Genomic DNA, 20,481 nt, shown 5'->3' on the forward strand with positions numbered 1-20,481 from the left:
ATGAGCCCACTCCTGTCCCCCGCTCAACGCCATGGGATACCGCGCCAGGCTGGCCTGACGCTGGTCGAGCTGATGATCGCACTGGCCGTGGGTCTGCTGGTGGTACTGGTGGCCGGCAGCCTGCTGCAACAGGCGCGCAGCGCCTACCAGGACATCGACGACGCCGGCCGCGTGCAAGAGACCGGTCGCCTGGCGCTGGATCACCTGCAACAGGCCTTGCGCCAGGCCGCTCACCTGCCCTGGGAAACCTTGGACGGCAAAACCGCCCCCACCCTCGCAGCCGGCCTGCGCGGCCTGGATAACAGTGGCCAGGCCGAGTTGCTTGATCCTGCGACCGGCCTCTTCGGCAACAGTACCGGCGACGGCGTCAACCACAGTGATGTGCTGATGCTGGGCTTGTTCGGCACGCCACGCGGCAGCCTGGCACAGGTCGGCAACTGCAGCGGCGCCGAGGTCGCTGCCGGGCCGTTGGAAGAAAGCGCCCGCAGTTGGGTGATCTACTACATCGCCCCCGGCACGGGTGACGAAGCCGAATTGCGCTGCCGCTACCAGGGCAAGAATGGCGTCTGGACCTCGGACGCCATCGCCCGCGGCGTGGAAGCAATGCAACTGCGCTACGCCATCGATAGCGACGGCGATGGCGCGCCGGACCGCTGGCTGGATGCCACGGCCATGCCGGCTGCGGCTTGGCGCCAGGTGGTGCTGGTGCGCATCGCCTTGCTGGTGCGCGGCAGTCAGCGCCGTCCCGGTGCCAATGAGATCGCGCCGCGCAGCTACGATCTGTTCCTCCCCGGCAGACGCAGCGACGCGGCCTGGCGCGTTACCGAAACCGAAGGTGAACAACGGCGTCGCGCCGTGTTCCAGGGCACGGTAATGCTGCGCAACCTGGTGGCCACCGGAGCCGCCCCATGAACCTTCTGGTCCAACAGCGCGGCGCCACCCTGATGATCGCGCTGATGCTGTTAAGCGTGATCCTGCTGCTGGGTGCGGCGACGACCTCCTTGCTGCTGCTGGACGAACGCGCCGAGCGCAATCACCGCGAACACACCCAGGCCCACCTGGCCGCGCAAGCCGCGCTGGAAGACGCCTGCGAAGACATCCTGCGGCATCGCCGCATCGAACCCGAACAGTTCAACAGCACACTGGGTTGCCGCACCGATGCCGCGGGCGCCGGACTGTGCCTGGGACGGAACGAACGCAGCGGCTGGAACCCGGCGCAACTGCATGGCCCACTAGCCCTCTCGGCCAGCTATGGTCAGTTCACCGGACGCCGCTTTCGACCCGGCCTGGAGGCACCGCGCTACCTGATCGAACGTCTGCTGCCCACAGTGGACAAAAACAAATCCTACCCCGACCAGCCCCCAACCCTGCGCTATCGCCTCAACGCCATCGGCTACGGCCGCCAGGGCGCTGCGGTGGCCCTGCAAGCGGTACTGCAATTGCCGCCCCAGGGCCAAGCGCTGCCTAGCGCCTGCCCCTTGCGGGCCTGGCGTCCCCTTTATCTCCCTGTATTGGAATGAACATGTCTCTTGTCCTCTCCCGCGCACCAGCGCGCGGCTTCACCCTGCTGGAAATTCTGGTCAGCCTGGCCATCGTGATCCTGCTGGCTGGCCTGGGCTGGAACGGCTACCGCCACGTCGCCCAGAAAGCCAGCCGCGCCGAAGGGCGAGCGGCGATCCTGCAAGTGCTGCTGCAACAGGAACGCCACTACGCCTACCAGCATCGCTACAAGGCATTCCAGCCAGGGGGCGAGGCACACGGCTTCAAGTGGTATTCCGGCGCCACGCCGCAGACCAGCGCCTACGCTCTCTCGGCGCGCGCCTGCGAGGGTGAGGACTTGTCCAGTTGCGTGCTGGTCAGCGCCGCCCCGGGCGGAACCGGCGTCAATGCCGGCTACCAGGATGAAGCCTGCGGCGTACTTTACGCCGACAGCCGCGGCGCCCGGCGCGCCGATGGCAAGGATTGCTGGTGAGATCATGCGCAAACATGGATTTACGCTCATCGAGTTGCTGGTGGTGCTGCTGATCACCGCGCTGATCCTGGCCGCGGGTGTACCGGTCCTGCGCGACCTCTCCAGCGAACAGCAATTGGCCACGGTCGGCAATGATTTCTTCCACGCCGTCCAACTGACCCGCTCAGAAGCCCTGCGCGCCGGCCGCCGTGCCGAGATGCGGCCCGTCGAAGACGACGACTGGCAAACCGGCTGGCAGATCAGCGTCGGGCAGCAGGTGCTAGCACGCCATCCACCCCTGGCACACGGCATCGCGGTGGCCTACACCAGCGGCGGCGAACTGGTGGCCTACCAGGCTAACGGACAGCCTGTGACGCGCGGCACCTGGTATTTCAGCGGCGGCACTCATGCACGTGCGGTGGCCATTAATTTCCTGGGGCGAGCCAGGATCTGCAATCCGATCACCGATACCCAGTGCAGCAAGACGCAAGCCGAGTAAGGCCGACACGCAGGCACATCAAGGGGGGATGCTGCAAAGCCGTGTATATTGACGGGCATCCGGTCGCCCCTGGGCGACCTCATCCGTCTTTGACCGCCATGACATCCACTGCAGAACCGCTCTACCAGTTCGACATCGAAAACGACCAGCAAGCCATGGCCCTGGCCTTGATCCAGGCCGGCTTCGGCATCCTCGACACCACGCCCAACCCACGCGTAGGCTGCGTCATCGTCAAGGACCGGCGCGTCATCGGCGCCGGTTTCACCCAGCCGCCCGGCGGCAACCACGCCGAGATCCAGGCCATGGCCGACGCTGCCGCCCGCGGCAACGATGTGCGCGGCGCCACTGTCTACGTCACGCTGGAACCCTGCAGCCATTTCGGTCGCACGCCCCCCTGCGCCGATGCCCTCATCCGCGCCGGCGTAGCCCGGGTGGTGGCGGCCATCGCCGACCCCAATCCGCTGGTAGCCGGCCAAGGCCTGGCGCGCCTGGAGGCAGCCGGCATTGACGTCGCGTGCGGAATGCTGGAAGAGGAAGCGCGCGACATCAACATCGGCTTCTTGCACCGGATGCGCACCGGTCGTCCGTGGGTACGCATGAAAAGCGCCGCCAGCCTGGATGGCAAGACCGCCCTGCACAATGGCGTGAGCCAATGGATCACCAGCCAGGCCGCGCGCGACGATGGCCACATCTGGCGCGCCCGCGCCTGCGCCATCATGGCCGGCATCGGCACCATCCAGAAGGATGACGCGCAACTGAACGTGCGCGCCATCGAGACCCCGCGCCAACCGCGTCGCATCGTGGTCGACAGCAAGCTGGCCGTCTCGCCCGAGGCACGCGTGATCCAGGGCGGCAATACCTGGGTCTTCACCGCCACCGACGCCCCTGAAAAACGCGCCGCCCTGGAAGCCGAAGGGGCCGAGGTGATCCTGCTGGCCAATGCCCAAGGCAAGGTCGACCTGCCCGGCCTGCTACGCGAACTGGGCCAGCGCCAGATCAACGAACTGCACGTGGAAGCCGGCGCCAAGCTCAACGGTGCGCTCCTGCGCGAAGGCTGCGTGGATGAATTGCTGGTCTACCTGGCCCCGGCGCTCATCGGCGATGGCCGCAACATGTTCGAATTGCCGCCGCTGGAGGATTTGTCGGGCAAGATCGGTATCCGCTTCCACGAGGTCAAGCAGGTCGGCCCGGATTTGCGTATCCTTGCTCGCTTCGAATAATTTTTCTTCAGATTTTTCGTATCAGGACTGAACCATGTTTACAGGTATCGTCGCCGCCATCGGCACCATCACTTCCGTCACTCCCCTGGCGGCCGGCCCTGATGCCGGCGTGCGCCTGAACATCGACGCCGGCACCCTGCCCATGGCCGACGTCAGCCTGGGCGATTCAATCGCCTTGAATGGCGCCTGCATGACCGTGGTCGAAAAGACCGCGCAGGGCTTCACCGTCGATGTCTCGCGTGAAAGCCTGCGCCTGACCGCAGGCCTGGACGCGCCCGGCGAAGTCAATCTGGAAAAGGCCCTGACCCTGGCCGAACGCCTCGGTGGCCACCTGGTCTCGGGCCACGTCGATGGCCTAGGCCAGGTGCATTCCTTCGAGCCGGTGGGAGAATCGCGCGAGCTGATCGTGGACGCCCCCAAGGCGCTGGGCAAGTACCTGGCCTACAAGGGGTCCATCGTGGTCAATGGCGTCTCGCTGACGGTCAACCGCGTGGAAGACCTGGCCGATGCCTGCCGCTTCTCAATCAACCTGATCCCGCATACGGTGGAAGTGACCACCTTGAAGCATTTGCAGGCGGGCAGCAAGGTCAATCTGGAGATCGACCTCATTGCGCGGTATGTGGAACGGATGCTCAGTAGTTCGGCCATGCAACAGCAGTAAGCCCAGGCTTAACCCATCCGGCGCAACTTCTCCAACAGCGCCGCTGCTTGCCGTTGCAGTGGCGCCCCATTGGCCGTCTTGCAAGCCAGTTCGATATCTTCCAGCTCAAGTGCGAGGTGCTCGAGGAAACTGGCGGTGTGCAGCAAGGCGCCGTAGATCGCATCCAGGGAGGGATCGACCAAGGGCTTGGGCTGTTTTTCTTCATCTGCGGACATCTGCGGGCTCCTCCATACCGGTCTGTCAACCCTGGAGCCAGCACTGCGCATCTTCGGTGCGCAAGCACAGCGCTTGCCACCGGGTTCACCACTCTCATTGTTTCCTGCCCCAGTGGCGATGAGACTACCCGGTCTTGTCGCGGAAGTTCACACGGCTTCTGGAAAGTCTGCGTTTTATTGGATTTTCTGCGTTTTTTTGCGCCAGAGAATTTTTGATGATGGCCCTGCGGTGGACGCCGACATGACACACCTGACGCCTGTCATCCATCGTCGTCATGGCCCTAGAACGCATTTCATCAATAGACGTGAGATGCGTTCTAATCAGCATCCACGTCATCGCCCCCGGGCGTAAGACTGATCCGTTCCAATCCATCGCGCTTTTCGTTCGCATTACCCAACCATTGCCACAGGAGCTCATGCGGCTCGATGCCGGGACGCTGTTTGATCACATCCGGGAAGGGCATTCCCTTTCGCACATAAGTCTGGCGATCCCAGCGATTGAAGGATTCATGCAAGGGATGTTCATCGGGCAAATAGGGTCGCCATATACCGCTGCGCGGGCAGGGTGAGTGGCTGCGATATCTGCGCTCGATCTGAGGAAACTCGACATAACGCGCCGCTCGACGCGTGACTCGTGGATCGTCCTTCACCGTTACTGGTGGAAGCAGGTCGACAGGCTCGCCCAGGTAATGAAACTGGATGCGCCCGTCTTCGTCTTGCAAGCCACTGCGGCTGCGATCAAAGAGTTCTCCCTGTTGATAACGCAACGGTAATTGCTCTGCATTCCATGCATGATGACGATCACTAACGGGACGCATCAACCTGGCAATCCAGTAGCCGGTTTGTGGAGCGGCGGTACTTTCGTATTGGGGCAAGACCTGAATTTGCGGTTCAGCAGGTAACTGACGGCCCGGCGGAATATGGGCACGGCCAGTACGCAGCCACGCCGGATTCGGTTCGGGCGGCGGCGGAGCATCAGGTTTCTGCAAGACTGGCTTGGCGGCGTCCAACAAGGTATTGCGGTCGCCGTTCCACATCGGCAGGTTGACCGGGGGAAGTGGCAGGATTTTATCGAGGTTGGGGAAGCGCAGGTCGGGATTGCGTTGTAGGGCATCGGAAATAATAAAATATCGCTCTGCCCTACTTTTGTCCTTGCCGACACCCGACAATGGTTCGCCATCATCAAAAGCACCAAATAAGAAAGTAGCAGACATGTAACTTCCCAGCCTTACTCCCTCCTGCAAGACAAGTCGAGCACGTTCATTATCCTGCTCAAACTCTTCTTTTTCACCTGCGATGGTTCCTCCAAGGTTGAACGCAGCATCAGCATTTCCCTGGTTAAGTCCGCATTCCAACATCTGGAGCGCGATCTTTCGGTTACCCCAGAATGCCGGCGGGCTGTCATAGATAGCATCCGTTTTGGAGCCTAAATAGGCCATTGCACTGGGACTGCCCATCTCAGCAGCCAATTGCCAAAAGGCATAGGCTCTGCTCACATCCTGCTTCACGCCTATCCCTCTCATGTGATAAGTACCCATGACATCGAAGGCAGCTGGAATTCTAAGTTGCATAGCCTTTTCCAAGATCAATACTGCGCGCTCGGTATCTCTTCTCACTCCCTCTCCGTGAGCATACGAATTAGCCAGATTGAGCATTGCCTTCCAGTGGTTTCTGTCAGCCGCCTGCTGCCAGAGTTGTGCTGCCTTGACATAGTCCCGTTGGTTCGGCCACAAGGTATGGCTAGTGAGTGCAAGTCCCTCCTGAAACCATCGTTCGGCTTCTTCATCAAGTCGGGGAAGAATATTCTCCTGGTATTTGCAGACGAATTCTTTGCGATGAGGATCAAATGCTCTCAAGGACATATTACGTGGCAGATTTTTCATAGCGTAGGAGTGATGACTAATAAAGAACAAAAAAAGAATCAAAGTTTTGATAAGTAACTTCATCATTTACTTATGCCAGCCTGGTTGTACTTACGCGTTCATCCTTGAACGAAAAAAGGAAACCAACGGGTGGCTCCCCTATTTTTCTTTCAAAATCATTTATATCCATCAGCTTTTTCCATTTGAAAAATGCATTAGAAATTTCCTCCCGACTCCCCCCACCCCCATCCTGCATCCCCCCCGTATGCCTCCCCCAAACATGCCGCCTGATCTCCCTGCTCAACACCGGATCATCACAAGCCACATTCATCTCCGCATCCCCCGCCATCGACCTCAGGTTCAAGTTCGCACTCCCCACCGTAAACATCGCATCATCGATAATCATCAACTTGCTGTGGATATAGATTTCGCGATACCGCTCTTCCATCTTCGGCGCCGCATCCTGCTGCAACGACGCACGTCCACGCCACGCATGGTCGTAGGTCCACAAAGTGCCGATCAAGGTGCGGATGCCGAGCATGTTCAACTGCCTGACGACTTCATCCTTGCTGCCGCCGGCTGCGGCGCTCTTGGCCAATTCGCTTGGCTCACCTGACGGACCGGAGGCTTTCAGTGCATCTTCAATGAGCTTGTCCTGGTTCGGCATCGAATCCCCCTGCCCCAGCGAACGCACGGCGTCATAGGTGCGCGGCACCATCTGCTTCAACTCCGGCAGCGGCATCACCACCATCACATGCAGGTTCGGCAGCGCATCCATGCTCTGCCCCGCAAGCTGCCACCACTCCACGAAGTTGCGCCGGTCTTCCTTGAACTGCTGGACCCAGGGCTCATACTGGAAATACTGGTTTTCCACATACAGATAATTGCGCGCAAAGCTGCTGGCCTGTCGATACAAGCGCTTGATGCTCTTGTCTCCCTCTTCCGGCTGGGTGCGCACGATCTGCGCATTGACGGTGCGTTGGCCCTCGAGCGATGCGCACAGGTCCGCTGGCGGTTGATAGAGATCGTGCGTGCGCTCCAGCGCTGCACCTTTGCCCTTGGCGCGATTCCACGCATCCGTAAAATTCTTGCTGACACTGACCAGCGCTTCACCTTCGATGCGGCAGGCGTAATCCTGGTAGGGCTTCAGTCCAGGCCGACCATCTTCGGTACGTCCCTCCCACAGTTCTCCACGTCGTTGGTCGTGGTACAGGTGGTCTTCGGTATCCCAATAATCCGTGACCGAATTGAGGCCCATCACATAAGCTACGGCATTAACCCCACCTTCATGTTCGTAATCGATCAGGATGCTCTTCTGGTGATCGGTAGCAACCAGTACCATGCCGGCCGTCTCCAGCAGGCTGCGCTTGCCGGCTTCCTGGCTCAGGCTGCCCCAGACGGCGCTGATGTCGCCATCGCGTACACGCAAGCTCAGGTTGGGCATCAATCCTTGCTCGGCATCCCGATACCAGTGTGCGTTGAAGACTTCGCGGCGGTCGCGTACTTCCACGGGATCAGCAATGCTGCCATTGCCGCCCGGTTGGATCACACTGGCATGACCGTGCGTCAACGCCTGTTTGAGCTCGTAGTCGGCCTCTTTTCCATAGCCCGGCATGTTGTGCGCCAGTGCGCTACCAATGACGCCATACCAGGACAGCAGACGCACCTGCACCGGCTTGCCGCCGTTGTAGCGGCCGGCGGCCACGTCCCGCAACAGGCCGCCCCAGGTATCGCCACGCGGCCAGCTTGTTGCTTCGCGTACCAGTTCCATCGCCGGGTCGAAGCCCCAGCAGATGATTTCCACGCTGTCCTTGGCTTGCTTGATGTCGGCCAGGATCTGCTGGAATGCCTGCTCGCCGCAGTAGAGCATCCTCAAGCGGTTGCAGCGATGGATGGGCGTGGCTTTGTCATGTTCGCTCTCCAGCAGCCACTGGGCACTGCCTTCGCTGTGGGGCTGTGCTTCGCTCAAAGGGACAATGGATTTCTTGTGGGTGGTCAACACGGGGCATCTCCAGGCAAGAAGAAAATCAATATCAATGGGGGAGCAAGACCGGCAGCAACTAGCCTTCCCTGAGCGCACGATGGCGCTGGAGATCTTGGGCATCGTCATACAGCGCGCGGTAGCCGCGGGCAACCAGTCGTTCGTCGTCGCTCTCGAAACCGGGCTTGGCTGGCAATTCAAATTCGCAGCCATTGCTCAACTTGACGGCATAACGTGCCGGGCCCGGCGTATGTCCTTCGATCACCACCAGGCCATGGGCATCGCTCACGCCCATGGCGATCTGCACGCCATCCTTGAAGAGAACATAGGGTTCGTGCATGAAGCCCCGTCCTTGCGCGCAATGCGTCTTGAGCTGGAAGCTCAGGCGCTGTTGCTGCTTCAGCTCGGACATGGCCGGTGGATCCGGCAGTGCGGGAACGGCTTCATTGGCTGGCCCATCGTGGTCGTACTGGGCGGCATGGGCGTGCCAGTGACCGCTGGTGCACTGATGGATGCCGGCTTGGCTCAGGCGTAAGGTGCTGCCACCGCCATTGATGAAGATTTCTTCCTTGGCGGTGATACTGATGCGGTTGGCGGTGTGGGTGATGTTCAGGCGGGCGAAGATATTGACGCTTTGGCGCAAGGCCGAGATGTCGATGTCGGCGGCCACGGCCAGCAGTTTCATGCCGGCCTTGTAAGCGAAGATGCGTACCGCTTCGCGCACGCTCACCAGCAGGCTCTTGCCGGCACTGATGCTGGCATGGGCAGCGCTGCTCAAGGCCATGTGCTGCTGGCTGCTCACATGGATGGAGCCGCCGCTGGCTGCTGCTATCCCCACCGGGCTGGCCAGTGTGAGATGGGCCTGCTCGAATTCGGGAAAGCCTGCGTCCGCCAGCTTGCGCTGCCCCCGGATGGCATCGTTCTGCTGGCGTAAGGCCGCAGCGACCACATCCTGGTCGCCCGCTTGCTGTGCCCCCGCCTGCTGCGCGGCGTGCGCCAGTTCCGCGTGCCACTGGCCACTCTGCTCCAGCCGTGCCGTGGTCTCTTCCATGGCGGTGATATGGCCCTGGGCATCGGGCCGGCCTTCGGTGGTGATCAGCAAACCATGTTGGGCACGCAACGCGCCCTGGCCGTCGGTACGCAGTTCAAACCCTTGTCCACGCCCGTCCTTGCGACCGGCATGGTCGTCGATGCGGGTGATATGGCCCAGACTGAGTTGACTGGACTGGTGGTCGCTCCTGATCTGCACCTGCATCCGTTCCCAACTGTCATCCAGGATCACATGATTGCTGCGACCACCGGCAGCGTTGCCACCTTCGGGCGTCAGTTCCCTGCTGCGCAAGCCGCTCAAGGCCTGCTGTTGCGGCAGTTCCCAGGGCGGCATGTTGGCTTCATTGTGGACACACCCGGTCACCAGTGGATGATCCGGGTTACCGTCCAGCCACTGCACCACCACCTCCGCGCCCACGCGCGGATGGCTGCTCAGGCCACTCTGGGCGCCAGCCCAATTGGTCGCCACGCGCACCCAGCAACTGCTGCTGGGCTGGCGGTCCCAATGAAACCGTAACTGGACGCGTCCGTATTGATCGACATGCAGGCTCCCCTTGGCCTGCGGGCCGACCACCACCGCCGTCTGCGGAGCCAGTATCCGGGTCTGGATGCTGTCGAAACCGCACCCTGGTCGCCACGGCACAGGCAAGGGCTGGCAACGCATCCGGTTGCGGTAGGTGGCGGGCACGTCGGCGCCTTGCAGGTAATTGTTGCTGGCTTCGTGCTCGACTTCCAGGATCAGGAACTGCTCTTCGTCGGCGGCCACCTGGAAATGATCCTGCAAGCGAAAGTGCCTGCCCGCAGCCACCTGCCGATGGTTTCCCTGCGCCTCGTAGTGCAGGCCGCGGGCTTCGATCTCTTCCATTCTCTGCCGCGCCAGTTGGTCGGCATGGACGAAGTTGCGCAAGCCGTAATGTCCCGCATAGCTGTGCACTTCCATGCGCGCGATATCGCCCTGCTGGTTGATGGTGGCGATGTCGACATGGCGTGGGTAGGGATGCTTGAAATCGAATCCGCTGACAGCGACCTGAGACGATGCCCACTGCCGTATCGCCTGCCATTGCGCAATGGCGTCTTCTTCCTGGGCGCCATCCTTGCTGTGGAAACGAATGGCGTCGGACAGTCCATCGATGGCCTGCGCAGCCGTACTGTCATCGGCCACCACCAGGGTGTGGCCCTGCTCGGTGTGTTCGTACCAGTAGCAATAACCTTCTGCTTCCCAGCGGCGCGAGAGATAGTTGTGGTCGCTCTCTTCCCATTGGGTGCACATGGTGTACTGATGGGGTTCGGCTGCGACTTGCCAGCGCCAGCGCGGCAGGATGCCGTAATCCTTCAGGATGGACTCGGTTTGCTGTTCTATGCTCTGCTCGTGGAACAGCCGATTGTTCTGGCGCAGGCGCGCATAGTGCAGCCAGGGAACCAATACGGCTTCATAGAAAACGATGCCGCCATCGGTCCTGACGAAACGAAAGGACGACACATAACCGCTGAAGGGACGCAAGCCACCATCGCTCAGTGCCAAAGAAACGCACACCAGTTTTCCCATCAGGCTTTCCAGGGAAATGGCGGCATCGTCACTGAGCAACTCCAGCGTGAAGCGGAAATCGCGCGACATCGATTCCGTGCCATGGAAGCGATTGATCATCAACGTCGAAGACGGCGCGTCATCGTGCGGGAAAGACAAACGCAGTAGCCGGTTGTGCTGGTGCTGCAGCAGTGCTTGGGGAAGAGACATGATGGAATGGGATGAGCTGTCGGTCGTGCGCCGCAGTATCGTCTTGCAGCGCACGCTCTTCTACCGGCATCGGCGATCTAGGCGGCGCTTCTCAAAGATATTCGTGCGCCTGACAACGGCACCATGGGTTGCATGTCATCGCGCAAAACCCCGCCTACATGGTGTTTTCGGCGTGCATCTTCCGTTGCCGCATATGCTTATGAGAAATCATTTCTTGGTGCCTGCCGCCCCTCGCGCTAGCTTGTCTGGATCGCGTAACTTGCGCTGACCGACATCGACCAACGACAAGAAAGAGACAACATGGCAGACAACCCGCAATGGAAATTCGAAACCGTCTCGGTACATGGCGGCTATGATCCCGACCCCACCACGCGCGCCGTGGCCGTGCCGATCTACCAGACGGTGGCCTTCGCCTTCGACGATACCCAGCATGGCGCCGACCTGTTCGATCTAAAGGTGCAGGGCAATATCTATTCGCGCATCATGAACCCGACCCAGGACGTGCTGGAAAAACGCCTGGCTGCACTCGAAGGCGGTATCGCCGCGCTGGCACTGGCTTCCGGCCAAGCCGCCGTGACCTATGCCATCCAGACCATTGCCGAAGCCGGTGACAACATCGTCTCCGCCTCCACCCTCTATGGCGGCACCTACAACCTGTTCGCCCATACCCTGCCGCAGTTCGGCATCCAGACCCGCTTTGCCGACCCGCGCCAGCCAGCTTCGTTCGAACCCTTGATCGATGCGCGCACCAAGGCCATCTACATCGAATCCATCGGCAACCCGCTGGGCAACGTCACCGACATTGCCGCCGTGGCCGAGATCGCGCATCGTCATGGCGTGCCGCTGATCGTGGATAACACGGTGGCCACGCCCTATCTGCTGCGCCCCTTCGAACATGGCGCCGACATCGTGGTGCATTCGCTGACCAAATATCTGGGTGGCCATGGCACCACGCTGGGAGGCGCCATCGTGGACTCGGGCAAGTTCCCCTGGGCCCAGCACAAGGAACGCTTCAAGCGCCTCAACGAACCGGACGTCAGCTATCACGGCGTGGTCTATACCGAAGCGCTGGGCGAGGCCGCCTACATCGGCCGCGCGCGCGTAGTACCGCTGCGCAATACCGGCGCGGCGCTCTCCCCCTTCAATGCCTTCCAGATCCTGCAGGGTATCGAGACACTGGCGCTGCGCCTGGACCGCATCACCGCCAATACCCTGGCCGTGGCGCAATACCTGAAGCGCCATCCCAAGGTGCGCTGGGTCAACTATGCGGGGCTGGAAGATCACCCGGATCACGCGCTGGCGCAAAAGTATTTCAAGGGCCGCGCCTCGGGCGTGCTGACCTTTGGCGTAGCCAATGGCCGCGACGGCGGTGCGCGCTTCCAGGATGCGCTGCAGCTCTTCACGCGCCTGGTCAATATCGGCGATGCCAAGTCGCTGGCCACTCACCCAGCCTCGACCACGCACCGTCAGTTATCACCAGGGGAACTGGAGAAGGCTGGCGTGACCGAGGATACGGTGCGCCTGTCCATCGGCATCGAGCATATCGATGACTTGCTGGCCGATCTGGAACAGGCCTTGCAGTCGGCTTGAGTCTCTCCGTTCTCGCAGAAAAAAATGGCTCCGCGATGGAGCCATTTTTCTTGATCTTGTGATGGGATATGCGTTTGCCCCCCTGGCGTATCGCATCGGATCAGCTTGCTGAACACGATGGTGGTGCAATTGCTGGTGAGCTTGTTGCTTCACTTTTTGCTTCACTTTTTTCATTAAGCAGTCATTAATGCTCAAAGATTAGTGCATTAATCCATGCTAACAGCGCCACCTACACTGCAGCAGGAGCTGCGTGCGCCAACACCCACTCTGCCAAGCGCGGCAACACCAGCTCAGCATCCTCGCGCAGCTTGAAGGCCAGCAGGTCGTCGGCGCGCGTGACGCCCCGATTGATCGCCACCACCGGTTTGCCAGCCGCCGCCACCATCCGGGCAAAGCGGAAACCGGACAACACCATCAACGAGGAACCCACCACCAGCATGGCATCGCAAGCCTGCGCGGCGGCCTCGGCCTGGGCGCTGCGCTCGGCTGGCACGCCATCGCCGAAGAACACCACGTCGGGTTGCAATAGGCCACCGCAGGCGAGGCAGTCCGGCACGTGGAAGCGGGCATGAGCCTGCGGTTCGAGTTCTGCATCGCCATCCGGCAAGGCCTTGGCCTGCCATTGCGTGAAGGCGGGATTGCAGCGTGCCAGCTCCTGCTGGATCTGGGCACGCGGATAGACCGTGGCGCAGGACAGGCAACGCACCGCATGGATGCTGCCATGCAGTTCCAGCACCTCGGTACTGCCGGCCAGTTGATGCAGGCCATCCACGTTCTGGGTCAGGATGCTGCCCAGATGGCCGGCCCGCTGCAATTGCGCCAGCGCGCGATGGGCGGCATTGGGCGCGGCTTGTGCCAGGCGCGGCCAGCCCAGCATACTGCGCGCCCAGTAGCGTTGGCGGGCCGCCTCGGACTGGCGGAACTGGCTGCCCTGGATCGGCAGTCGGCCACGGCGCACGCCGCTGTCATCACGGTAATCGGGAATGCCGGAGGCGGTACTGATGCCAGCACCGGTGAGCACCAGGACCTGGCGATGCGATAACAGCAGTTGCGCCAGGGCCAGCAGCAGGTCGCCGGTGATGGCATCGGGAGCGAATGCAGTCAGGCTCTGGCTCATGGAAGAACTCGCTGGACAATGACAGCCAGAAGAGTACGCCAATTCGGGCCGACGCGGATCGAGGAATATCCCTATAATCGGCCTGCAACTTTCACGGCGCATTCGGCCCGCAAGGCCGCCACTGCGTCGATATAAAAATTCTTCCGCCAAAAGTTCGAGGAGCATCAATCATGCGGCTATTACTTCTGCTGCCTTTCATCGGCCTGCTCTGGGTCCCGTTCTACAACGCCGAATTGCCCAGCCTGTTCGGTTTCCCCTTCTTCTACTGGTACCAGTTCGCTTGGGTGCCGCTGACTTCGCTGATTGTCTGGCTGGTCTATCGTGATGGCCTCAAGAAGGGAGTCCAATGATGGACGCGTCCAACATCCACTGGACCGCACTGTGGGTCTTCCTGTTCTTCTTCGTCCTGGTCACCGTGCTGGGTTTCATGGCCTCCAAATGGATGGCCGGCCCCAGCAACAAGGGCGCCCATCTCGATGAGTGGGGCCTGGGAGGCCGCAATTTCGGTACCTGGATCACCTGGTTCCTGGTGGGCGGCGACTTCTATACCGCCTACACCGTCATCGCCGTGCCGGCGCTGGTGTATGCGGTCGGGGCCTATGGCTTCTTCGCCCTGCCCTATACCATCCTGGTCTATCCCATCGTGTTCGTGATCATGCCCAAGCTGTGGCACGCCGCGCACAAGGCTGGTCACGTCACCGCCGCTGATGTGGTGTGGGGGCGCTATCAATCGCGTCCGCTGGAGTTTGCCGTCGCCCTGACCGGGGTCGTGGCCACCATGCCCTACATCGCCTTGCAACTGATCGGCATGGAAGTGGTGATCAAGGCGCTGGGCATGAGCGGTGAACTGCCGTTGCTGGCCGCGTTCGTGATCCTGGCGCTCTATACCTACTCGGCCGGCCTGCGGGCACCGGCGCTGATCGCCTTCGTCAAGGACATCATGATCTACATCGTGGTGCTGGTGGCGGTGGTGGTGGTGCCGGCCAAGCTGGGTGGCTATGGGGCGGTGTTCAATTCAGCCCGTGACGCCTTTGCGCTCAAGGGTGGCGCCACCGGCCTGACCTTGAAGCCCACCCAGTTCCTGCCCTTCGCCACGCTGGCGCTGGGTTCGGCACTGGCGGCCTTCATGTATCCGCACACCCTGACCGGCATCTTTGCCGCCAAGGACGCCAACACCATCCGCAAGAACGCGGTGTTCCTGCCGGCCTACACGGTCCTGCTGGGCTTGATCGCGCTGCTGGGCTACATGGCCTACGCGGCTGGCATCAAGGTGCAGGCCAACAATGATGTGGTGCCGGCGCTGTTCAATACGCTGTTCCCGGGCTGGTTTGCCGGCTTCGCGTTTGCGGCCATTGCCATCGGTGCGCTGGTGCCGGCGGCGGTGATGTCCATTGGTGCCTCCAACCTCTTCACCCGCAACTTCTGGAAGCCTTACGTCAGTCCTGGCATCAGCCACGAGGGCGAAGCCAAGGTGGCCAAGGTAGTATCGCTGGTGGTCAAGTTCGGAGCGCTGATCTTCATCCTGTTCCTGCCCACCAAGTTCGCGCTGGACCTGCAACTGCTGGGCGGGGTATGGATCCTGCAGACCTTCCCGGCGCTGGTGTTCGGTCTGTTCGTGGGCTGGTTCGGTGCACGGGCGCTGCTGTGCGGCTGGGCGGTAGGTATTGTCGGCGGTAGCTGGCTGGCCTTTATCGATGGTATCAAGCCGGTGCACAGCTTCATCGTCGGCGACCAGACCTATACCCTCTACACCGGCCTGATCGCACTGGCCCTCAATGTGGTGGTGGCAGTGCTGGCCAACCTGGTGCTGGGCAAGGGGTCGCAACCAGCACTGAAGCGTTGATGGCTTGAACCCATGTACCTTGCCCGATCGCCGTTCTGGTCTGGCGTTATCCGGAAAGTTGCAACGACCGGCAGACAACGACGAGGGGCAAGGTCATGCGGACATGCGGACATGCTGTGGCGTGACCGCCACACGAACCGATCCTTCATTCGGTTGACGAACGATGTCCTCTGACATGCTCCTTTTCCAAGGAGCATTTTTTTCGGCATTACTCGGTGCATCCATGAGCACCAGCCCCTTCGCGGTGCTTGCATACGCACCGTGACAGGGCAATTTCAGGCAGTCTCTGGTGCAAGGCCAGTCAGTGTCGCCACGTATGGCGGCATTGCGCCGTTTATCTGAATACATCCATTAATCCACACTGGCTAATCAAAGCCCCGCTTTTGAACTAGAGTGCCTCCTTTGTCCGATCCGGGGCAGACACTCACAATCACAATAATCCGACGGAGTATTTCATGGATTTCAGGCGGCTCAAGGTTTCTTCACGACTCATGCTGGGCTTTGGCAGCGTGCTCTTGTTGCTGTTGATTATCATCTCAATGGCCTTGCTGAAGATGGACCAGATCGATCAGCAGTTGAGCAGTATTACCGACGTCAACAATGCCGAGGTGCAACAACTCTCCATCATGCGTGCAGCCGTCTTTGAACAGTCGCTGGCATCGCGCGGCATCCTGATGAGCACCACGAGTGAAGAGCTGAAACAATACGCCGACCTGCTGCCGCAACAGATTTCCATCTACAGCGAAGCAGAAAAAACCCTGGCCAAGATGTTTGCCGAGGCGCCTGATACTACCGATACCGAGAAAAAAGCCATCATCCTCATCCAGCAACAATCGGCCGAGGTATTGCCTCGGCTACAGCAGTTGATCAAGGCAGTCCGGGATAACGACAGCGACGCCATCAAGGCCGTCCTGGCTGCTAGCCCCCTGAGCCGGCTGCAGGCGCAACGTCGCGCGACGCTGGCCGAACTCGCACGCTTCGAAGACAAACTCAACGGCGAGGCCAGGGACGACGCCAAGGCGCTCTACAAGACGGCGCGCCGATTGATCGTCACATTGGGGGTGCTGGCCTTGCTGCTGGGCATGGTCAGCGCCATCCTCATCATCAGGAGCGTGGTGAAGCAACTCGGCGGTGAACCCGCCGACGCGGCCGAACTGGCGTCCCTGATCGCCAAGGGCGACCTGCGTCGGGAAGTCAACGTCGCCAGCGCCGATCCGGCCAGCCTGATGATGTCGATGAAAAGCATGAACACAGCGCTGCGAGACATCGTGCGCGAGGTGCGCGCAGGAACCGATGCCATCACCACCGCCAGCACCGAGATTGCCGCCGGCAACCTGGACCTATCTTCCCGTACCGAGGAACAAGCCAGTTCCCTGGAGCAAACCGCCTCGGCCATGGAACAACTGGTGGCCACCGTCAAGAACAATGCCGATAGCGCCGGCCAGGCCAATCAGCTGGCCGAGCAAGCCTCTGCGGTGGCCTCCGAAAGCGGCCAGCTGGTGCAGGAAGTGGTGAGCACCATGGCGGCCATCGATGCCTCCTCGAAGAAAATCGTCGACATCATCAGCGTGATCGATGGCATTTCCTTCCAGACCAATATCCTGGCGCTCAATGCGGCCGTGGAAGCCGCACGTGCCGGTGAACAGGGACGCGGTTTTGCCGTGGTGGCCTCGGAAGTGCGCAGCCTGGCCCAGCGCAGTTCTACCGCCGCGCGGGAAATCAAGGCGCTCATCGACGACTCGGTGGACAAGGTTGCCACTGGCAGCGCTCTGGTCAATCAGGCTGGCCAGACCATGCACGAGGTCGTCACCAGCGTGGAGCGCGTGGTCTCGGTGATCGGTGCCATCAGTGCAGCCAGCAGCGAGCAGAGCAAGGGCATTGATGAAATCAACCATGCCATCGCCCAGATGGATCAGGTCACGCAGCAGAATGCGGCCTTGGTGGAACAGGCTGCGGCGGCTTCGCAATCCCTGCAGGCACAGGCGCGCAAGCTCAGTGGCGTAGTGGAAGTGTTCGTGGTGGCATAAATCTTGGGGTAATCCCTCTGCTGGTCGGGAGCAGGGGCAATGGCGTTCGTTTCTTCAATGCATGAGATTGACCCATCTTGCGAGAATCGGAATACCTTGCGCTCCCGGGGTCGGCACTGGCTTGCTCTTTGCTTATCTGTCTTGAGTAATCCCGCACCTCGCCTGCCCTCACCCGACTATGAATAAGAATAAACAGAGCCAGCATTTCCTGCGCCATATGCCCGCCATCGTCGACTGCGAACGCGCGTTGCGGGAACTCAGTGGGGCATGGCGCCTGATCGAGTCCACCACCAAGATGGTATGTCCAGCAGAAGCCAAGAGCATCTTGCCGACCATCAAGATCACGCGGGAAGGTTTCAACCAACTGGAAAAGCGGCTCATTGCCAACCTGGTTGAGCAGAACATCAGCAAGGTGGTACAGGAGTTCGACTTCAAGGCCAGGGTCATCATCGACATCGTGGTGCGCAATCTCTTCGAGCGCACTGCCGATGTCGGCTTCCTGGCCATGGATGACGCCATCCGCAGCTTCATCCTGGAGGGACCGGAGGCGGACTCGCGCGAGATCGTCGAGCGCTTGCAGGCCTATCGACAGAAATACACCGTCTACGATGAAATCTTCATACTCGATACAGAAGGCCGCGTGCTGGCCCATCTGGATCAGGACAACGCGGTCGAATGTTCATATGATCCCCTGGTGGCGCGTACCCTGGCCGCAGCGGGCTATGTGGAGACCTTTGCCGTATCCGATCTGCGCGGCGGCCAGCGCGCGCTGATCTATTCCCACAAGATCGTCGATCCGGCCGATGGCCAACCTATCGGCGTACTGTGCCTGTGTTTCCCGGTGGCCGTGGAGATGAATGACATCTTCAGCGGCTTGCGCAAACCCCATGACCGCAGTGTCATGCTCATGCTCGATGGCGAAGGTCGGGTCATTGCCAGCAGCGATAGCCAACACGTACCCGTCGGGTGCATCGTGCCCCTGGCGCTGGAGGACTCCTATCAGATCGTCAGCCATGCCGGCCGCGAGTACCTGGCGCGCACCTGCGCCGCGCGCAATTATCAGGGCTACAGTGGCCCGGGTTGGTTCGGCCATGTGATGGTGGCCTGCGATCTGGCTTTCCGCCAACCCAACCAGGACATGCTGGCGCAATATGATCCGCAGTTGCTGGCCGGGGTGATGTCCCATGCCAAGTCATTCTGCCCGCCGCTGCACGATGTCACCACCATGGCAGACGCCATCAATCATTCGCTGCGACGGGTGGTATGGAATGGCAAGATCATGGCTTCGGGCGAGGCCGGTGACCTGTTGCGGCTCAAGGCCATCCTGCAGGAAATCAGCCAGACCGGCGATGAGACCAATGAGGTATTCCGCAAATCGATCCTGGACTTGTACGCCACCGCCCTGTCTGCCAACTTGCAGGATGGGCAGTACATCTCGCGCCTGATGGTCGACATCATGGATCGCAATCTCTATGAGCGCGCCAATGATTGTCGATGGTGGTCGCTCACGCCGCGTCTGCGGCAAATTATGGCCAAGGAAGTGCGCAGTGCCGCCGAGCTGGCGGAGATGACCGCCATCCTCAGTGCCATCAACGCGCTCTACACAGTCTATGCCAGGCTGGTGGTATTCGATGCCCAGGGGCGCATCGTGGCCACCAGCTCACCGTTGGCAGATGGCAGCGAGCTCATTGGCACCTACGTCGAGCCACAGTTGCTGCGCGATACGCTACACCTCACCGACGCCAGCCAATACTGCGTCTCGCCCTTCGCGCCCACGCCGCTGTATGACGGTGCGGCCACCTATCTCTACTGTGCCGCCCTGTTCCATCCAGAGCGCGCCCAGGCTATGGGCGGCATCGCCGTGGTCTTCGACGCCACCCCGGAGTTCGCCAACATGCTGGCCGGGGCACTGCCGGAGCACCCTGGGGCATTCGCCGCCTACACCGATCGCCACGGCCAGGTGATTTCCAGTACCCATGCCGATTACCCACCGGGCAGCGTGCTGCCACTGGGCAGCAAGGCCAGTGCCGGTGCCAATGGCAGCAGTACTGCGGATATCAGGATTCACGAAGGCAGCTACATGGTGGTGGGACACACCACCTCGTTCGGTTATCGCGAATACAAGAACGATGGGCAGTACGTCAATGATGTGATCGCCAGTGTCTTCGTGCCGATTGGCCAGCAGAGCGATGCCGAGCCCGCACTGGAAAGCTCGAGCGTGGAAGCCACACCCTGCACCGGCCCCAAGCGCGAATTTGCCAGTATCCGGCTCGATGGCGCAACCTTTGCGCTGCCCGCCGCTCAGGTGGTCGAATCCATCGAAGCCGAACGTATGCTCTCCACCTCGACCTTCAAGCCGGTGCTGGCCGGCGCCCTGGATTACCAGGACGGCAGCGGTGCGGCCTCGGTCTTCGTGCCGGTGGTGGATATGCGCCAGCTATTGATGGGCAGCAGCACTGCGCAGCACCAGGGCAAGGAAATCATCATCGTTCGTCATGCCGGAAGAACGGTGGGGCTGCTGGTCGATAGCCTGCATGATGTCCTGGAGTTCGGCGAGATCCATATCGATGCCGCCTTCCGGATTCCCGGCTCCGAACACAACTATATCTGCAACCTGATTCGCACCGCCGACGCCGGCAGCACGATCCAGGTAATCGACGTGGAGCGCATCGTCACGCTCTTCTTCGCACCGCGCAAGAAAGAATTGTCGACGATGTCGTAAGCAGGCGG

The 20,481-nt window shown here is 61.0% G+C and carries 16 protein-coding genes; 11 read left to right on the plus strand and 5 right to left on the minus strand.

The window, feature by feature from the left end; genetic code table 11:
• The 6 genes from RC54_RS19350 (at position 1) to RC54_RS19375 (ending at position 4,331) form a co-directional block, all read left to right on the plus strand.
• Positions 1–912, plus strand: a complete 912-nt coding sequence (locus RC54_RS19350; RefSeq protein ID WP_061788725.1) for a PilW family protein — start codon at positions 1–3, stop codon at positions 910–912.
• Positions 909–1,520, plus strand: a complete 612-nt coding sequence (locus tag RC54_RS19355) for a pilus assembly protein (RefSeq protein WP_061788724.1) — start codon at positions 909–911, stop codon at positions 1,518–1,520. Before RC54_RS19350 ends, RC54_RS19355 begins: the two co-directional genes overlap by 4 nt.
• Positions 1,521–1,522: 2 nt before the next feature.
• Positions 1,523–1,972, plus strand: coding sequence for a type IV pilin protein (locus tag RC54_RS19360; RefSeq protein WP_061788723.1), 450 nt, complete (start codon positions 1,523–1,525; stop codon positions 1,970–1,972).
• A gap of 4 nt (positions 1,973–1,976) precedes the next feature.
• A complete protein-coding gene (locus RC54_RS19365) occupies positions 1,977–2,450 on the plus strand; it encodes a GspH/FimT family pseudopilin (RefSeq protein WP_061788722.1) in 474 nt (157 codons plus the stop codon).
• Between the two features lie 98 nt (positions 2,451–2,548).
• Entirely contained in the window at positions 2,549–3,670 is a 1,122-nt protein-coding gene (gene ribD / locus RC54_RS19370) for a bifunctional diaminohydroxyphosphoribosylaminopyrimidine deaminase/5-amino-6-(5-phosphoribosylamino)uracil reductase RibD (protein WP_061788721.1), read from the plus strand.
• A gap of 34 nt (positions 3,671–3,704) precedes the next feature.
• Positions 3,705–4,331 carry a riboflavin synthase gene (locus RC54_RS19375; RefSeq protein ID WP_061788720.1) on the plus strand — a complete coding sequence of 209 codons (627 nt, stop codon included), beginning with the start codon at positions 3,705–3,707 and terminating at the stop codon, positions 4,329–4,331.
• 8 nt (positions 4,332–4,339) lie between these two features.
• On the opposite strand, the gene RC54_RS19380 is transcribed toward RC54_RS19375, so the two are convergent.
• The 4 genes from RC54_RS19380 to RC54_RS19395 form a co-directional block, all read right to left on the minus strand.
• Positions 4,340–4,546, minus strand: coding sequence for a hypothetical protein (locus RC54_RS19380; protein ID WP_058896537.1), 207 nt, complete (start codon positions 4,544–4,546; stop codon positions 4,340–4,342).
• Positions 4,547–4,863: 317 nt separating this feature from the next.
• Positions 4,864–6,495 carry a DUF6396 domain-containing protein gene (locus RC54_RS19385; protein ID WP_244216385.1) on the minus strand — a complete coding sequence of 544 codons (1,632 nt, stop codon included), beginning with the start codon at positions 6,493–6,495 and terminating at the stop codon, positions 4,864–4,866.
• Between the two features lie 4 nt (positions 6,496–6,499).
• Positions 6,500–8,410 (minus strand): phospholipase D-like domain-containing protein, encoded by a 1,911-nt coding sequence (locus RC54_RS19390; RefSeq protein ID WP_061788719.1) that lies wholly within the window; start codon positions 8,408–8,410, stop codon positions 6,500–6,502.
• Between the two features lie 58 nt (positions 8,411–8,468).
• The gene (locus RC54_RS19395; RefSeq protein ID WP_082803053.1) at positions 8,469–11,174 is read right to left on the minus strand and encodes a type VI secretion system Vgr family protein; all 2,706 of its coding nucleotides are present in this window, start codon (positions 11,172–11,174) and stop codon (positions 8,469–8,471) included.
• 300 nt (positions 11,175–11,474) lie between these two features.
• Here RC54_RS19395 and RC54_RS19400 point away from each other — a divergent pair, with 300 nt between their 5' ends.
• Positions 11,475–12,764 carry an O-acetylhomoserine aminocarboxypropyltransferase/cysteine synthase family protein gene (locus RC54_RS19400; RefSeq protein ID WP_058896540.1) on the plus strand — a complete coding sequence of 430 codons (1,290 nt, stop codon included), beginning with the start codon at positions 11,475–11,477 and terminating at the stop codon, positions 12,762–12,764.
• 229 nt (positions 12,765–12,993) lie between these two features.
• Here the strand turns inward: RC54_RS19400 and RC54_RS19405 are convergent, their stop codons facing one another.
• Entirely contained in the window at positions 12,994–13,881 is an 888-nt protein-coding gene (locus tag RC54_RS19405; RefSeq protein WP_058896541.1) for an NAD-dependent protein deacetylase, read from the minus strand.
• A gap of 170 nt (positions 13,882–14,051) precedes the next feature.
• Between RC54_RS19405 and RC54_RS19410 the strand changes: the two genes are divergently transcribed.
• From RC54_RS19410 to RC54_RS19425, 4 genes are all read left to right on the plus strand, one after another.
• Positions 14,052–14,231, plus strand: coding sequence for a DUF3311 domain-containing protein (locus RC54_RS19410; protein WP_017452052.1), 180 nt, complete (start codon positions 14,052–14,054; stop codon positions 14,229–14,231).
• On the plus strand, positions 14,231–15,724 hold the full coding sequence (gene mctP, locus RC54_RS19415) for a monocarboxylate uptake permease MctP (RefSeq protein WP_058897633.1): 1,494 nt from the start codon (positions 14,231–14,233) through the stop codon (positions 15,722–15,724). The genes RC54_RS19410 and mctP overlap by 1 nt, the downstream gene beginning before the upstream one ends.
• Before the next feature lie 455 nt (positions 15,725–16,179).
• Positions 16,180–17,751, plus strand: a complete 1,572-nt coding sequence (locus tag RC54_RS19420; protein ID WP_058896542.1) for a methyl-accepting chemotaxis protein — start codon at positions 16,180–16,182, stop codon at positions 17,749–17,751.
• A gap of 178 nt (positions 17,752–17,929) precedes the next feature.
• A complete protein-coding gene (locus RC54_RS19425) occupies positions 17,930–20,473 on the plus strand; it encodes a chemotaxis protein CheW (protein ID WP_244216386.1) in 2,544 nt (847 codons plus the stop codon).
• Positions 20,474–20,481 lie beyond the last annotated feature (8 nt).

This window comes from Herbaspirillum rubrisubalbicans (assembly GCF_003719195.1).
Taxonomy (GTDB): domain Bacteria; phylum Pseudomonadota; class Gammaproteobacteria; order Burkholderiales; family Burkholderiaceae_D; genus Herbaspirillum; species Herbaspirillum rubrisubalbicans.

What these genes read in the sequence shown, in the direction of transcription:
- RC54_RS19350 (WP_061788725.1), top strand. Translation starts at nt 1, where the DNA reads ATGAGCCCACTCCTGTCCCCCGCTCAACGCCATGGGATACCGCGCCAG.
- RC54_RS19355 (WP_061788724.1), top strand. Translation starts at nt 909, where the DNA reads ATGAACCTTCTGGTCCAACAGCGCGGCGCCACCCTGATGATCGCGCTG.
- RC54_RS19360 (WP_061788723.1), top strand. Translation starts at nt 1,523, where the DNA reads ATGTCTCTTGTCCTCTCCCGCGCACCAGCGCGCGGCTTCACCCTGCTG.
- RC54_RS19365 (WP_061788722.1), top strand. Translation starts at nt 1,977, where the DNA reads ATGCGCAAACATGGATTTACGCTCATCGAGTTGCTGGTGGTGCTGCTG.
- ribD (WP_061788721.1), top strand. Translation starts at nt 2,549, where the DNA reads ATGACATCCACTGCAGAACCGCTCTACCAGTTCGACATCGAAAACGAC.
- RC54_RS19375 (WP_061788720.1), top strand. Translation starts at nt 3,705, where the DNA reads ATGTTTACAGGTATCGTCGCCGCCATCGGCACCATCACTTCCGTCACT.
- RC54_RS19380 (WP_058896537.1), bottom strand. Translation starts at nt 4,546, where the DNA reads ATGTCCGCAGATGAAGAAAAACAGCCCAAGCCCTTGGTCGATCCCTCC.
- RC54_RS19385 (WP_244216385.1), bottom strand. Translation starts at nt 6,495, where the DNA reads ATGATGAAGTTACTTATCAAAACTTTGATTCTTTTTTTGTTCTTTATT.
- RC54_RS19395 (WP_082803053.1), bottom strand. Translation starts at nt 11,174, where the DNA reads ATGTCTCTTCCCCAAGCACTGCTGCAGCACCAGCACAACCGGCTACTG.
- RC54_RS19400 (WP_058896540.1), top strand. Translation starts at nt 11,475, where the DNA reads ATGGCAGACAACCCGCAATGGAAATTCGAAACCGTCTCGGTACATGGC.
- RC54_RS19405 (WP_058896541.1), bottom strand. Translation starts at nt 13,881, where the DNA reads ATGAGCCAGAGCCTGACTGCATTCGCTCCCGATGCCATCACCGGCGAC.
- RC54_RS19410 (WP_017452052.1), top strand. Translation starts at nt 14,052, where the DNA reads ATGCGGCTATTACTTCTGCTGCCTTTCATCGGCCTGCTCTGGGTCCCG.
- mctP (WP_058897633.1), top strand. Translation starts at nt 14,231, where the DNA reads ATGGACGCGTCCAACATCCACTGGACCGCACTGTGGGTCTTCCTGTTC.
- RC54_RS19420 (WP_058896542.1), top strand. Translation starts at nt 16,180, where the DNA reads ATGGATTTCAGGCGGCTCAAGGTTTCTTCACGACTCATGCTGGGCTTT.
- RC54_RS19425 (WP_244216386.1), top strand. Translation starts at nt 17,930, where the DNA reads ATGAATAAGAATAAACAGAGCCAGCATTTCCTGCGCCATATGCCCGCC.